The organism is Nonomuraea sp. CA-143628 (genome assembly GCF_050942315.1).
Lineage (GTDB): Bacteria > Actinomycetota > Actinomycetes > Streptosporangiales > Streptosporangiaceae > Nonomuraea.
Genome location: NZ_CP192072.1, coordinates 3,381,157 through 3,393,544 on the forward strand (window position 1 = coordinate 3,381,157; position 12,388 = coordinate 3,393,544).

Sequence of the window (12,388 nt, forward strand, 5' to 3'; positions counted from 1 at the left end):
GCCGCGCCGGGCAGGTCTCCGATGTGACACTGAACGACGAGCTTCTCGCAGAGCTCGGCGATGCCGGGCTGGAGGAGGTCGCCGGGCTGCTCGGCACGGACACCGCAACGGCCCGCATCGTGCTCACGACGGTGTCCGGCACCATCATCGGCGGCCTGGCGCGCAACGCCGCGCACCCCGAAGGTGCGGAGGCGCTGCGCGCTGCCCTCGACGACCATGTGGACGCCGACCCGTTCAACGGCGACGTGGCGTCGCTGTCGCGTGACGGGCAGAGCATCCTGGGGCACGTACTCGGCGGGCAGGGCACCGAGCAGGCGGCCGACGGATTGTCCCGGCTGGTGGGGGTCGACGGCCGCACGATCATGAGGTTGCTGCCGCTGATCGCGCCCATGATCATGTCGTTGCTGGCCGGGCGGGCGACTCGCGGGCGGATGGAGGCCGGGGCCGTCGCCGACGCCCTGAACCAGGAGAGCGCCACCCTCCCCACCGAGCTGGCCGAGCTGCTGGGCGCGATCTTCGACGGGGACTCCATGGACGTACCCGGCCAGCCGAACTTCGACCGCTGAACGGTAAGCTGGTGCGGTGATCATCCTGGCTTCAGCGTCCCCTGCCCGGCTGGCTCTGCTCCGCAGCGCCGGACTCGACCCCAAGGTGATCGTCAGCGGCGTCGACGAGGAGGCATACACCGCCTACTCGCCCGCCGCGCTCGCCCTTGAGCTGGCCAAGGCCAAGGCGTCGGCGGTCGCGAGCGGGCTCGACGAGGGCCTGGTCATCGGCTGCGACTCGATCCTGGAGCTCGACGGCAGGCCCTACGGCAAGCCGGCCACGGCCGAGGAGGTCGTCGAGCGGTGGCGGATCATGCGCGGCCGGACCGGACGCCTGGTGACCGGCCACTGCGTCATCGACGTATCCGCCGACCGGCAGGTGGCCGAGGTGGCCAGCACCGCGATCCGCTTCGGCATGCCGTCCGACGAGGAGATAGCCGCCTACGCCGACACCGGTGAGCCGCTGGGCCTGGCCGGGGCGTTCAGCATCGAGGGGCGGGGCGGCTGGTTCGTCGAGGGCATCGAGGGCGACCACGGCAACGTGCTCGGCATCTCGCTGCCGCTGATCCGCAACCTTTTCGGCGAACTGGGCTACGCGGTGACGTCGTTCTGGCGCTAGCGTGCCGGGCATGCGATCAGTACGCGACTTCTTGGCGGGCGTCGGCTTCTTCCTTCAGGGTGTGGGCTGGGTCGCCAAGAACGGCCGGTGGTGGCTGTTCGGGTTGATCCCGGCGCTGCTGGCCTTCGTCGTGTACGTGGTGGCGTTGATCTTCCTCGGCACGAACGCGTCGGATATGGCGGAATTTCTTACGCCGTTCGCCGACACGTGGGGGTGGCGGGACCTCTTCCGTGCCCTGATCGGGATCGCGCTGGTCCTCGGCGGGCTGGCGCTGGCGGTGCTGACCTTCACGGCGCTCACGCTGGCGATCGGGGAGCCGTTCTACGAGAAGCTGTCCGCCACGGTGGATCCGTTGCCGGGGGTGGAGGAGCAGCCGTGGTGGCGGACCCTGCCCCGGTCTCTCAGGGACAGCCTGGTGACGTTGGGCTATGTGCTGCTGTTCACCGTGCCGTTGTTCTTCCTGGGATTCGTGCCGGTGGTCGGGCAGACGGTGGTGCCGGTGCTGGGGGCCATGGTGTCCGGGTTCTTCCTGACGGTGGAGCTGACGACGCTGGCGCTGGAACGGCGGGGGATGGGGCGTAAGGAGCGGTTCGCGTTGCTGCGGGGGAACAAGGCGGGGGCATTGGGGTTCGGGGTGGTGGTGTTCTTGCTGTTCCTGGTGCCGTTCGTGGCGGTCATCGCGATGCCGGCGGCGGTGGCGGGGGCGGCCCTGTTCGTCCGCAACCGCCTGGCCGCAACCCCCGCTCCCTGACGTTCTCTTTATCCCCAGAACGCGGTTCGGCGCCTTGGACACCCCCTCCGTTCAGGCACCCTCATGCCTCATGACGACCAACGCCTCCGAGCCCTGCCTGACCCTGACCAGCCCCACCGACGTCCTCGCCGCGGTGCCCTACCTCGTGGGGTTCCACCCGGTCGACAGCCTCATCGTGCTCGGCCTCGCCCGAGGCCAGGCCAAGCTGGCGACCCGCTGGCCACTACCGTTTCCGCCGGGCACGCTGGAGCCTTTGTCGGCGCTGTTCGATCGGGAGGCCATCACCCACATCATCCTGATCGGCTACGGCCCTGGAGAGCGGGTCACCCCGGCCGTGGACGAGGCCCGCCGACTGGCCGCCCGCGCAGGCATCGGCGTGGACGAGGCCCTGCGAGCCGAGGGCGGCCGCTACTGGTCGTACGTGTGCGACGTGCCCCGGTGCTGCCCTCCCGAAGGCACGCCGTACGACACCTCGACCAGCCAGATCGCCGCCGAGGCCACCGTGCACGGCCTGGTGGCCCTGCCCGACCGCCAGAGCCTGGAACGCACCATCGCCCCGCTCACCGGTCCCGTCCGGGTGTCGATGCGCCGCGCCACGGCGGAGGCCGTCGCCGAGTTCCGCACCCGGCTGATGGAGGCGACGGATGTGAACGCGTTCGCCCAGCAGTTCGTCACCCGGGGCCTGGTCCGAGTTCGCGCCGCCCTGGCCACCCACGCCGCCGGTGGCCGCCTGGACGACGCCGAAGCGGCCAGACTCGGCCTCGACCTGACGGTGATCAGAATCCGCGACGAAGCCTGGACCCTCGCCGGCGACTCCCACGCCACCCTCTGGAAAGACCTCACCCGCCGCCTGGAACCACGCTTCACCCCACCGGCCGCGTCCCTGCTGGCCATGGCCTCCTGGCGCACGGGCGACAGCGTTCTGGCCACCATCGCCCTCGAACGCGCCCTGACCACCGACCCGACCTACTCGATGGCCAACCTGCTCATGCACGCCCTGCAACAACTCCTGTCCCCGACCACCCTGCTCGACCGCCTCCCCACCCCGTCCGAACTGGACACCGCGATGGGTCCCGTCCACGCGGGCTGGCTGATCCCCCTGATCAACATCCTCGACGAAGACCACGAAACGGCGGCTTGATCTGCATACCTCAACCCCACACCGAGCCCAACCGCCCGGACTCCTCAAGGTAGCCTTTGGAAGCACGAGATCAGATAATCTGATTTTATGAAGGTGATGACTGCCACCGAGGCGTCTCGGAGCTTCGCGACGGTTCTCGACGAAGCAGAACGAGGTGAAACAATCATGGTGACTCGCGGTGGAAAGCGGATTGCGGTGATCGGTCCCGCGCCCACCGCGCCAGGACGGATGGTCAAGGCCTTCTTGGCCAGAAGCGCGGGGACGCTGGACGCCGACTTCGAGGGCGATGTGGCGGCCGCTCGCGAGACGGTCGACGACGAGATGAGGAACACGTGGCCCGACGTCTGATCCTCGACACGGGTGTGCTCATCGCCGCGGAGCGAGGCAAGGCGTCTGTGGACACGGTGATCGGAGACGCCGACGATGTGGCGATCGCCGCCATCACCGTGGCTGAGTTGCTGGTCGGTGTGGAGCTGGCCGATGCGGCACGTCGCCCCAATCGGCAGGCTTTTGTGGATGAGGTTCTTGCGCTGATTCCGGTCGAGGAATACACGACGGACGTTGCCAGGGTTCATGCTCGTCTGATGGCGCATGTTCGGCGAGAGGGAAAGAAGCGGGGAGCGTACGATCTGCTGATCGCTGCGACGGCCGCGACCACCGCGAGAACGGTGATCACGATGGACTCGTCCGCCGCGTTCGACGACCTCCCCGGCGTCAGGGCGCAAGTCGTTCCTCATTAGGCCGTAACCGCTTGGCCTGCTAATTCTCCTTGCGATGCCGTCGTTCGTTGTATGCGCGCATCCGAGGCGGGTGGCCCAAGATCTGGACGTCATACATGGGTTTGGGACCGCAAAGCGTACAACGGTGCGTCTGGATCTCGCCGACCGTCAGGACCGTCAGGACCGTCCGGCGAGACTCCGTCACTTCTGGCGTTTGACTCTCAGGCGGTGGCCCTTCGTGTTTTGGACGGTCCTCTTTCCGAGCGCGGACTTGAGCGGGATATCTACCGGGTGGCTCCAGCCGGCACCCACTATGGGGGTGCCCGCAGAGCCGCCGGGGCAGTGCGTCAGATCAACTCGAACGGTAACGGTGGTTGGTGTCTCCACCGCTTCGGCTCGACTGACTTTCGTGCAGGGAGCGCCCCCGGGAATCCCGGCCACACCCATGACCTCCGCAGTCAGAACGGTGCCTTCCCGGGAAAGGCTCACCTGGTCAACGGGCGTGTCCACGGTGTACTCGCGCGGTTCACCCTGACCACTGCAAGAGCAGAGGGTGATGAGCGCCAGGAACACGCCCGTTGGCTTCCTCATAGTTGCCTCAATTACTGGTCCTGCCGCTGCTAAGAGGGGCGACAGCGCAGATCGAATGCGTCCCTGTCACGTTCGCGGCACCGACGCCGACGTGGGCGCTGCGATCACGCAGATGCTGGGGTTCGCCGGTATCAGCGGTGAAAAGGCGTGCGTTGCAGGCTCAAGGCGGCTGCCTACGCGCCCGGAGAGAAGGTCAGGTCGAGCAGGGCGCTGGGACGGGGTAGCGCCCCCGTCAGCGACGATGCCGGCGCCACCTGTGCGGGACGCGGTGCCGAGACGCGCATGGCCAGCGTTCTCGGGTGATCCCGGCCGGGGTACTGGGAGAAGACCCCCGCCCGGCGGCCGCCGGAGACGGGCCAGCTGGTGCTCAGGGTGAGGGCCTGGCCTTGGTCGTCGTCGACGTGCAGCCTCCAGCTGATCTTCGTTGCCGCGACCCTCGCCAGGGGTCGGGTGCCGATCAGGGCGCGGAAGGTGGGAGAGACCGCGTGCAGCTGACGGAAGGTGATCGTGCCCCGGTACATGGTGGCCTTCAGATCGGATCCGTACGTTTGGGGGCGCTTGCTCGAAGCCGTGGCCAGCAGCGTCTTCAACGTGGCAGGCTCAAAGACGTTGATCAACTGATCGCCATACGCCGCCGCGGTGGCGCTCCTGCGGCCCGCCGCCGCCCACGTCCTGCCCTCGGGCAGCACAGGCGCGTACAGCGGGCCGGACCGAAAGAGCTGTCCGTTCACCGCGATCGAGCGGTTGGGCTTGGACTCCGTCCCCACCTTCGCCGCGTCCCAGGCGCCCGCCTTCATCTGGTCGCGCATCCGGAAACCGGGGCGGAGGGTACGGGTCATGTCGGCCGCGCCCACACCCGTCCCGCCGAGCATCAGGACACCGCGGTTTTCCACCTGAAAGATGTCTTGGTCGCGGCCGAGGTACAGGCCTCCCAACTCCACCACCCGCACCGCCTGACCCTTGGCGATCTGCTTCTTCAGCGAGGAGACCGGGTCGACGGCGGCCCGGGCGGGCGCCGGCGGAGTGACCAGCGCGGCGGAGACCAGGGTCGCGGCCATCAGGGCGATCCAGCGTTTCATGGGCGCTCTCATCATGATCGGGAACGGACCAGCACATTCTGCCGGTCCGGCTGCGGTGGTGCCACGCGCCGGGATGCGGTCTTTTGGGGTTAAGTGACGGCGGTGGCGCGCAGCATCTTCGGGTACAGGCCTCGGCCCACTGCACTTCTTCCGTCACCGACCCGCTGAGTCGCATGCTGGAGCTCAGCCCCGCCACCTCCAGGAAGGTTGGGGACTGCCCACCTTGAGATCGTCGACAGCGCCTGAAGCTCCTGGTTGCGACGGTGGTGCGTTGTGGTGATCAACCCGTCTACCAGGAGCTTCGTGACATCATCGGTCGAACATCGGCGTCGCGATCATGCTGTGATCAGGGCACTCGCCGGGGAGCCTGAAAAGGCTTCAGTGATGACCTCGAAGCCCAGCTCAGAAACTCACTGAGGATGAGCTAAATCCGATTCGGATCCGTTGATTCAGGTTCAGTCATTGGTCACCGGGAGCTTCAAATCGTTGGACTTGTCGCGGACCGTCCGTTGGGCGAGCGGCTGCGTGAGGTGCAGCTGCACGGGGTAGGCGTACCCGATGTCTTTAGCGGGTCTCTCCTCCCAGGGGAAGAGAGACCCACAGGGGTTTTCCACCCGGACGCCGATGACCACATGGGAAGCGGACTCAGTGACCTTCGTGTCCACGACCTTCTCACAAAAGGTGCCGTCCTCGCGCTTGTCGCCGAATAGGAGTTCGGCCACGATGGTTTGCTGGTCGGCGGATACCTTGATCGAGGAAATCGGGTACCACCTCTCCTGGCCACCGCATCCGGTTAGCGCCAGTAGCGCCAGCGATGCGAAGATCAGCAGGATTCTTGCGGAGGAGATCTTGTGAGACACGTTGGGAGGTATTCCTCTAGAAAAGAGTGGGGAACTTGCGCTTTTTGATGTCGCTGCCGATGTTCAGCTTGATGTCGTTGATTTCGGTGAACCATTCATTGCAGGGATTCAGGAAACTTCCTGTGGCTTTATTCTTTGTGCCGCCGAAGTGGATTCCTCGGGCGTATGCATAACCCTTCCATTTTCCGTTGACCTTGAGGTTACGGATTGTGTAAACGGGCCCGCCGGAATCTCCCCCTTGGGTGCAATTGCCGGTCTTCGAGCCCTTGATGGCAAGCCTAATTACTTCGACCTGACCCTTTTCGTTCGTTGTCCTGAAGTCGTCCGGGTCATACGCGGCGTCCACGACCCAGCCGCAGATTTCGCCGGTCGTAATGCCACCAGTACAGTACTGGTCTCCCGGCACCGGTCCACGGGAATGACGTCCCAGCACCGGGCGCACGGAGCTCGAGTTCTTGTCCCCGCCGAAGATCGACGCGGTGTGCAGGCGCGGGGACGCTGCCTTGATCACCGATATGTCGCCTAATGCCCAGGTGTATCCAGGGGGTCGCACACTTCCGACGCCGGTCCTGAAGGTGCTGCTCACGACCTGTCCGATATTCGGGACGACCTTGTGGGGACTGTCCTCTGGATTGCAGTGCCCTGCGCAAAGCACGAGGTTTTCGCTCACGGTACCCCACGCGAATCCGGTAGTGCACGTACCGTTCTCGATGCCTATGTACTGCTGCCGGCATTGATCCAGGTGCCGCTGTCGTCCTGGCGGTTGTTCGCCTGCTTGTCCGGAAGGCTGGCATTCGGGCGGAGCCAGATCGCGACCGAGCTCACGCCATAACGCTGGGCAAGAGCCAGGCGCAGCGCGGGAGACACGGCCGTCGCCTGCAACAGCACCATGTTGCGTTGCGGCCATCGGCGCGCAGAGAAGATCTTGTCGCTGTCGGGAAGTTGCGAGACGTTCCGTTCAGGCCAACCGCTACACCTACACCTACGCCGACGCCTCACCACTCACCGGTATCGACCCCACCGGCCATGCCACCGTCATTACCGACGGCGTTGGTGGAGTCGGGCTTACGCCCACGTATGCCGGGTCGGCAGTGGGAGGAGTCTGGGGTACCCCCTACGGACCCGTTCGGGACGACTACGAGATCGGCGACTGCACCGGCTGTTTCGGCGCTGGAGTTATTGTTGATCCAAGCTGGGCCCGCATGATCGAACTCGAGAAGGAAAAGAAGTTCTGGCTCGGCAAGGACGAACTCAAGCGACTAGGCTGGAAGGTCATGCCCAACGGAAGGGCGGTCGACCAGCCCAACTTCTGGTTCGCCAGCGAAAAAGTACAGAACGAATACATGTCCAACTGGTCACCCACAATGACTGATGAGCAGCTCGCCTTCAGCTGGGTGTCGGCCGGTGGCCTGGAGAGTTTCAAAGCGATGGAGAGGGCGGCTAAGGAAAACCCACACGACTCAAGACTTGGTGAATGGCGGAATATGCAGAAGGTTGCGGCGTAGCTCAATGCCGGACAGGGGGGTAGTCGCGCGGTAGCCGCTCCGAATGGCAGCTCCGCATCCCGGTACAAGTACTACGGTGCGTATGAACAAGTCGTGAGATATTGGCGAGATATTGAGTCCGCCGCCGCTAATCACCATATCAATAAAAACGTCCTCGCAGCTGTCATCATATGGGAAAGCGCACACGCCAGGGAGGGAACCGGTCGAAGCGGTGCGGAGGCGGCTAAGACAAAAGACGATTTGATTGACGGCTACAAAGGCTGGGGTGCGTCTGTCAGTATCACTCAGCTTGAAATCTACAAAGCTCGAATGATGCTCATAAAGTACAGGGGCTGGGGGAGGGGGACGCTCGGACAGGTTACTGATCAGCTCCTGCATGCACCTCGGGGCCATACAATTGGCTGCGGCATGGATGGAATATCTGAAGCAGAATTTCTGGTATGAAAATAAGGATGGCAGCGGGCATAATCTAACAGACAGGGAAGCCGCCGAAGCCTATTGTGGTTGCTCCGGGGTAACGGTCGACAATCCGCTAGGCGGTTATCCGTTACTGTCATTCAAGACATATAAGGATTGGAAGGAGACGGGATACCTCGACCGCAAAGACTCAACTAGCGTTGTCAATCGCCAGAGGGACCTGGAAAATCTATGGAGCAATGGATCTGTCGAAGAATTCTGGAGGTGTGGTCGCGCTGCATGCTGGACAAGCAGATGATTTTGAATGTAGGTCTACCAAGGGTCTGAAGGGAGACCTCGTGCGGCAACGCCGACGTGGGAGGTTAGCCTTAGCTATGCTCGGGGCCATTATCTTAGCTGCAGGATGCGGATCACCGCGAACGTTTCAGGTGGCCCAGGCTGTTCTCGACAATGTACGTGGAATCGGCTCTGTAGTGGAGGAGACAAGCAGCCAGGCTGCCGTAGGCGGTGGAATTGAAATTACGCGCACGCTGGTAGTAGATGTTGAGGCTGCGGATGCAAAGGACGCACTCAATACGGCAGTCGAACGTCTCCGAAAGCGCGAATGGGAAATTCTGGCCGAGAATCGGCCAGTGAAGATATTGATGAAATCAAACAAGTGGGACAAGGCTCACTTGAGCATCGCCACCCTCGATCCGGAGAAGTCCGAGACCGCTCCAGGTCCTAAGATTTCAGAAAAGATATCAACCAAGAAAAAGCCCCTTATCGTTATAGATGTATATGAGTACAATTGAGCGTTATATGCGATGACCCTAAGTTCGTTGAGCGTAGCCATAAGGGCTCGGCCTTCACGCCGTCTATCTCGGCTGATCCTTGAGTTTGCGCCAGCCCCCGGCGCGATTGTTGGCGATGATCTGGCGGAACATCGCCACAAGGGCGCGTTCGTTGATGGTTTCGCCCTGGCGGAAGGACACGGTCCGGGCGGTCTTGTTGTCGTGCCCGGCCGTGATGATGCCTTCCGGGTCGGGCACGATGGCGCCGTCGTACAGGAACACGTTGACGTGGTCCTTGGCGGCCAGCAGTGCGCAGACGTTGCCCTTGAGGACGAAGTAGGGCTGAACTGTCCGTTTGATGGTCTCGACGACCTCGGGGTCGGCGGCGTGGATCAGGTCGCGGACCTGGCCGCAGATGTCCTGCTGCCACTCCGGCAGCTTCGTGATGTAGTCGTCGACGCGCGGGTCGGTCTCGTAGGGTCCCTGAGGTCGTACGTCGTTCACAGCCACACTCCCACGATCGCCGAGATGGCAATGATCTTGATCAGCCAGTCGCCGGCGTGCAGCGCGGCGGTGACAGCCGGGGTCTTCTCCCACATCATGGACCCCGTGAGCAGCACGGCCGGGAACCCGACCCACAACACCAGGCCGAGGACCAGCGCCTGTCCCACGCCGGTGAGGTCCGCGTACCGGGCCACTCCGGCGATCACCGAGGCGAGCACGAGGCTGCGCGCCAGTTCCAGCAGGATCTGCACGGGCGACGGCCGGCTGCCCCGGTCCGGCGCGCGGTCGCCCAGCGCGCGTTTCTCGTACGGCGTCAGCACGGCGTAGTAGATCGAACTCACCACGAACGCGACGATCGCGGCCACCACCACAGAGATCACGGTGCTCAACGTTCTCCCTCCTGGAAACTAAACGGTACCGTTTACTTAGCAAGAAAACTAAACCGGGTAGTGTTCTGTGTCAAGGAGGTTTCTCGATGACCGTAACGACCCGGGCCGAAGCCCGCTCGGCGCGCAAGCGCCAGGAGATCCTGACCGCCGCGCGCGCCGTCTTCACCGCCCACGGGTACGTGGGGACCAGCATGGACGCGGTCGCCGCGGCGGCCGGGGCGTCGAAGCGGACGGTGTACCAGTACTTCGCCGACAAGGAGGAACTGTTCGCCGGGGTCGTCCTGGACACCGTCGATCGCGGCTACGAGTACTTCAAGCCCGCGATCCTCGCGCTCGCCGAGACCGACGACCTGGCCACCACCTTGCGCGACCACGCCCGGACGACGCTGCGCGGCCTGACCGACCCCCAATTGCTCCAGATGCGCCGCCTGGTCATCGCCGAGGCGGAGCGGTTCCCCGAGATCGGCCGCGAGTACTTCGAGCGAAGCTGGGTCCGCACCCTGAAACTCCTCGCCGAGACCTTCGCCAAGCTCACCGAACGGGGCCTGCTGAACACCCCCGACCCCGACCGCGCCGCCTACCTGTTCACCTGGCTGATCGCCTCCATCCCTGCGAACCGCGCCGCCTTCCTGGGCGACGCGGCCGCCGGCACCCCCGAGGAACTGAACGCCCTGGCCGACGAGGGCACCCGCGTCTTTCTCGCCGCGTATGCCCCTGGATAGGGCGCGGTTCGGCACCGGCCGCACGGGGCGTCCGCGTACCGGGAATGAGTAGGCACTTGAGAGGCTCGCGAGAGCGGTAGAGGTCGGAATCGGCGGTGGGGCTGGCTGGTCAGCGGCTGCGTCGGCGTTTGTGGGGTTATGCTCGGCGGTGATGCGGGCGGAGGTCTCCTCGCTCCTGGCGCCCCGTTGCGTCCGCAGTCGCCGCCGATGGTGATCACCAGGTCGTCGATGGCGTCCAATGCCTTTCGTGTCAGCCGCTGGTTCTCCACGAGCGCGTCGAACGCGCGGTTCTCGGCCACCTTGCCCCCGCCGGTCTCAAGCACCGGCACGGTCACCACCGCGTCGGCCGGAGCGAGCCCGGCGGCGTGGCGGGCACCGGCCATCAGCCGCGGCGCCTTGGTGGATGCCGAACCTTGCCATTGTGTACGCACAGGACAGTCGTCCTGCGGCGACCATATAAGGCATCAGGATCAAAGGTTCAGATCGTCTGCCCTTCGTCGATCCAGGGCGCATGCCCTCCCGCCGCGACGATCCCGCGACGAGGCGGCAGGATGGCGGAATTGTTTCCGGGAGATGTCTTGTGGCTCGGACGATCGCCGTCGTAGCCTGTCGGCACTTGCCATTGATACGCATCGACGATTCCCCAGGGAGGTGTCATGGCGGCGTTCACCAGCAAGGACGTCGCGCGTATCGCCGGTGTTTCGCAGAGCACCGTGTCCTATGTGATGACCGGCAAGCGACCCATTTCCGAGCGCACGCGGCAACGGGTCCTGGACGCGATGGCACAGCTCACCTACGAGCCGCACTCCGGCGCCCGGGCTCTCGCGGAGCGCCGCACCCGGGTGGTCGGTCTGGTGGTGCGCTTCGGGGTCGGGGGCGATGCCTTCGGGTTGCTGCCGTTCATCGAGACCATCGCCAGCTCGGCCCGCGCCCACGATCACGAGGTTCTGCTCGTGACCGCGGACGAGGGCTCCGCGGGTCTGCGGCGCCTCGCCGGACGGGCCCTGTGTGACGCGATCATCATGATGGACATCGAGGAGCAGGACGAGCGGGTCCCGGTGGCCGCCGCGCTGTCCGTTCCGGTGGTGCTCATCGGTGTGCCGGCCGACCCGGCCGGGCTGCACTGCGTCGACCTCGACTTCGAGGCGGCGGCCCGGATGGCCGTCGAGGAGCTGGCCGACACCGGCCACGACGAGATCGTCATAGTGGGCTACCCGGCCGCGGCGATGGAGCGTGGCCTGAACTACGTCGGCCGCTTTCTGCGATCGGTGCGGCGGCAGGCGCGGGTGCGCGGCCTTCCGTTGACGGTGATCGAACCGGTCGACCATGGGCAGGAGGCGGCCGCGGCCGATCAGCTCCTCGCCCGGCGGACCGGCGGGCGTCTCGGAGTGGTGGTGCCGCACAGCGACGCGATCATGCCGCTGCTGAACGCGCTGCGGAAGAAGGACGTCGTGCCGGGCCGTGACATCTCCCTCATCGGACTCAGTTCCGACCGTTGGGCCGAACAGTCCGATCCGCCGTACACGAATATCTCCGTGGAGCCGCGGGACGTCTCCCGGCGCGCGATGGAGACGCTGTTCTGGTTACTCGATCCGAGCCCCGGGGTGGAACGTCCCGCAATCGACCTGGTCGCGCCACGACTCACCCGTCGTACGACCGTGATGCCTACTCCCTCCAACTGATCACCGACGGCCTCGGCCAGGGGTCCCGATAAGCATCGTCGATGCATACCGACGGACACGCTTGCAACCGTGGTCGATACGTATCGACGAA

General features: G+C 65.0%; 18 protein-coding genes. 11 read left to right on the forward strand and 7 right to left on the reverse strand.

From position 1 onward, the window contains the following. Positions 1-23: 23 nt before the first annotated feature. The 6 genes from ACQP2T_RS15815 to ACQP2T_RS15840 all read left to right on the forward strand — a co-directional run bounded on the left by ACQP2T_RS15815 (position 24) and on the right by ACQP2T_RS15840 (position 3,796). Positions 24-566 carry a DUF937 domain-containing protein gene (locus ACQP2T_RS15815; protein ID WP_433516886.1) on the forward strand — a complete coding sequence of 181 codons (543 nt, stop codon included), beginning with the start codon at positions 24-26 and terminating at the stop codon, positions 564-566. Between the two features lie 16 nt (positions 567-582). Continuing rightward, a complete protein-coding gene (locus ACQP2T_RS15820; protein WP_433516887.1) occupies positions 583-1,164 on the forward strand; it encodes a Maf family protein in 582 nt (193 codons plus the stop codon). A gap of 10 nt (positions 1,165-1,174) precedes the next feature. Further along, the gene (locus tag ACQP2T_RS15825) at positions 1,175-1,915 is read left to right on the forward strand and encodes an EI24 domain-containing protein (RefSeq protein WP_433516888.1); all 741 of its coding nucleotides are present in this window, start codon (positions 1,175-1,177) and stop codon (positions 1,913-1,915) included. Positions 1,916-1,985: 70 nt separating this feature from the next. After that, positions 1,986-3,056, forward strand: a complete 1,071-nt coding sequence (locus ACQP2T_RS15830; RefSeq protein WP_433516889.1) for a DUF4192 domain-containing protein — start codon at positions 1,986-1,988, stop codon at positions 3,054-3,056. An 87-nt stretch (positions 3,057-3,143) separates the two neighbouring features. Continuing rightward, a complete protein-coding gene (locus tag ACQP2T_RS15835) occupies positions 3,144-3,404 on the forward strand; it encodes a type II toxin-antitoxin system Phd/YefM family antitoxin (RefSeq protein ID WP_433516890.1) in 261 nt (86 codons plus the stop codon). Then, positions 3,389-3,796, forward strand: coding sequence for a PIN domain-containing protein (locus tag ACQP2T_RS15840; RefSeq protein ID WP_433516891.1), 408 nt, complete (start codon positions 3,389-3,391; stop codon positions 3,794-3,796). The genes ACQP2T_RS15835 and ACQP2T_RS15840 overlap by 16 nt, the downstream gene beginning before the upstream one ends. Positions 3,797-3,976: 180 nt before the next feature. On the opposite strand, the gene ACQP2T_RS15845 is transcribed toward ACQP2T_RS15840, so the two are convergent. The 5 genes from ACQP2T_RS15845 to ACQP2T_RS15865 all read right to left on the reverse strand — a co-directional run bounded on the left by ACQP2T_RS15845 (position 3,977) and on the right by ACQP2T_RS15865 (position 7,196). Further along, positions 3,977-4,366, reverse strand: a complete 390-nt coding sequence (locus ACQP2T_RS15845; protein WP_433516892.1) for a hypothetical protein — start codon at positions 4,364-4,366, stop codon at positions 3,977-3,979. A gap of 173 nt (positions 4,367-4,539) precedes the next feature. Beyond that, positions 4,540-5,445, reverse strand: coding sequence for a hypothetical protein (locus ACQP2T_RS15850; protein WP_433516893.1), 906 nt, complete (start codon positions 5,443-5,445; stop codon positions 4,540-4,542). A gap of 455 nt (positions 5,446-5,900) precedes the next feature. Further along, positions 5,901-6,305 carry a hypothetical protein gene (locus ACQP2T_RS15855; protein WP_433516894.1) on the reverse strand — a complete coding sequence of 135 codons (405 nt, stop codon included), beginning with the start codon at positions 6,303-6,305 and terminating at the stop codon, positions 5,901-5,903. Positions 6,306-6,321: 16 nt separating this feature from the next. After that, positions 6,322-6,975, reverse strand: coding sequence for a trypsin-like serine protease (locus ACQP2T_RS15860; RefSeq protein WP_433516895.1), 654 nt, complete (start codon positions 6,973-6,975; stop codon positions 6,322-6,324). Between the two features lie 44 nt (positions 6,976-7,019). Continuing rightward, complete coding sequence (locus ACQP2T_RS15865; RefSeq protein ID WP_433516896.1) at positions 7,020-7,196, reverse strand: hypothetical protein; 177 nt, start codon at positions 7,194-7,196, stop codon at positions 7,020-7,022. A gap of 311 nt (positions 7,197-7,507) precedes the next feature. Here ACQP2T_RS15865 and ACQP2T_RS15870 point away from each other — a divergent pair, with 311 nt between their 5' ends. The 3 genes from ACQP2T_RS15870 to ACQP2T_RS15880 all read left to right on the forward strand — a co-directional run bounded on the left by ACQP2T_RS15870 (position 7,508) and on the right by ACQP2T_RS15880 (position 9,021). Further along, a complete protein-coding gene (locus tag ACQP2T_RS15870) occupies positions 7,508-7,810 on the forward strand; it encodes a hypothetical protein (RefSeq protein WP_433516897.1) in 303 nt (100 codons plus the stop codon). Between the two features lie 93 nt (positions 7,811-7,903). Then, entirely contained in the window at positions 7,904-8,254 is a 351-nt protein-coding gene (locus ACQP2T_RS15875; protein WP_433516898.1) for a hypothetical protein, read from the forward strand. Between the two features lie 212 nt (positions 8,255-8,466). Continuing rightward, positions 8,467-9,021, forward strand: coding sequence for a hypothetical protein (locus ACQP2T_RS15880; RefSeq protein ID WP_433516899.1), 555 nt, complete (start codon positions 8,467-8,469; stop codon positions 9,019-9,021). Positions 9,022-9,084: 63 nt separating this feature from the next. On the opposite strand, the gene ACQP2T_RS15885 is transcribed toward ACQP2T_RS15880, so the two are convergent. Continuing rightward, complete coding sequence (locus ACQP2T_RS15885) at positions 9,085-9,510, reverse strand: DUF1801 domain-containing protein (RefSeq protein ID WP_433516900.1); 426 nt, start codon at positions 9,508-9,510, stop codon at positions 9,085-9,087. Further along, complete coding sequence (locus tag ACQP2T_RS15890) at positions 9,501-9,884, reverse strand: DUF1761 domain-containing protein (RefSeq protein ID WP_433519779.1); 384 nt, start codon at positions 9,882-9,884, stop codon at positions 9,501-9,503. The genes ACQP2T_RS15885 and ACQP2T_RS15890 overlap by 10 nt, the downstream gene beginning before the upstream one ends. 95 nt (positions 9,885-9,979) lie before the next feature. Between ACQP2T_RS15890 and ACQP2T_RS15895 the strand changes: the two genes are divergently transcribed. Both ACQP2T_RS15895 and ACQP2T_RS15900 read left to right on the forward strand, forming a co-directional pair. Continuing rightward, a complete protein-coding gene (locus ACQP2T_RS15895) occupies positions 9,980-10,615 on the forward strand; it encodes a TetR/AcrR family transcriptional regulator (RefSeq protein ID WP_433516901.1) in 636 nt (211 codons plus the stop codon). Positions 10,616-11,271: 656 nt separating this feature from the next. Further along, positions 11,272-12,297, forward strand: coding sequence for a LacI family DNA-binding transcriptional regulator (locus tag ACQP2T_RS15900; protein ID WP_433516902.1), 1,026 nt, complete (start codon positions 11,272-11,274; stop codon positions 12,295-12,297). Positions 12,298-12,388: the final 91 nt, after the last annotated feature.

Excerpts from the sequence above, each read along its gene's own strand:
- ACQP2T_RS15870 (WP_433516897.1), top strand. The coding sequence starts at position 7,508 with ATGATCGAACTCGAGAAGGAAAAGAAGTTCTGGCTCGGCAAGGACGAA.
- ACQP2T_RS15835 (WP_433516890.1), top strand. The coding sequence starts at position 3,144 with ATGAAGGTGATGACTGCCACCGAGGCGTCTCGGAGCTTCGCGACGGTT.
- ACQP2T_RS15850 (WP_433516893.1), bottom strand. The coding sequence starts at position 5,445 with ATGAAACGCTGGATCGCCCTGATGGCCGCGACCCTGGTCTCCGCCGCG.
- ACQP2T_RS15900 (WP_433516902.1), top strand. The coding sequence starts at position 11,272 with ATGGCGGCGTTCACCAGCAAGGACGTCGCGCGTATCGCCGGTGTTTCG.
- ACQP2T_RS15865 (WP_433516896.1), bottom strand. The coding sequence starts at position 7,196 with ATGGTGCTGTTGCAGGCGACGGCCGTGTCTCCCGCGCTGCGCCTGGCT.
- ACQP2T_RS15845 (WP_433516892.1), bottom strand. The coding sequence starts at position 4,366 with ATGAGGAAGCCAACGGGCGTGTTCCTGGCGCTCATCACCCTCTGCTCT.
- ACQP2T_RS15895 (WP_433516901.1), top strand. The coding sequence starts at position 9,980 with ATGACCGTAACGACCCGGGCCGAAGCCCGCTCGGCGCGCAAGCGCCAG.
- ACQP2T_RS15830 (WP_433516889.1), top strand. The coding sequence starts at position 1,986 with ATGACGACCAACGCCTCCGAGCCCTGCCTGACCCTGACCAGCCCCACC.
- ACQP2T_RS15825 (WP_433516888.1), top strand. The coding sequence starts at position 1,175 with ATGCGATCAGTACGCGACTTCTTGGCGGGCGTCGGCTTCTTCCTTCAG.
- ACQP2T_RS15880 (WP_433516899.1), top strand. The coding sequence starts at position 8,467 with ATGGATCTGTCGAAGAATTCTGGAGGTGTGGTCGCGCTGCATGCTGGA.